This window comes from Pseudomonas sp. HY7a-MNA-CIBAN-0227, from assembly GCF_040310325.1.
Taxonomy (GTDB): Bacteria; Pseudomonadota; Gammaproteobacteria; order Pseudomonadales; family Pseudomonadaceae; genus Aquipseudomonas.
In genome coordinates, this window is sequence record NZ_JBEOPT010000067.1 from 1 (window position 1) to 291 (window position 291).

Annotated in this window: 2 tRNA genes; both read left to right on the forward strand. The window is 56.4% G+C overall.

Features of this window, described 5'->3' with window-relative positions:
- The first annotated feature begins 4 nt into the window (after positions 1-4).
- A tRNA-Asp gene (locus AAEZ06_RS27000) sits at positions 5-81 on the forward strand.
- A 130-nt stretch (positions 82-211) separates the two neighbouring features.
- A tRNA-Asp gene (locus tag AAEZ06_RS27005) sits at positions 212-288 on the forward strand.
- Positions 289-291: the final 3 nt, after the last annotated feature.

Genomic DNA, 291 nt, shown 5'->3' on the forward strand with positions numbered 1-291 from the left:
ACGCGCAGCGGTAGTTCAGTCGGTTAGAATACCGGCCTGTCACGCCGGGGGTCGCGGGTTCGAGTCCCGTCCGCTGCGCCATATTTTACAGGTTCGATTTATCGGATTTGAGACTGAGAAGCCAAGGCTGATCTGTCAGATGTTAAAGGCGGTTGAAGGTGATACTTCAACAGGTCCTGAAGGTTCAAACAGACGCAAGTCTGAGCGATACGCAGCGGTAGTTCAGTCGGTTAGAATACCGGCCTGTCACGCCGGGGGTCGCGGGTTCGAGTCCCGTCCGCTGCGCCATAT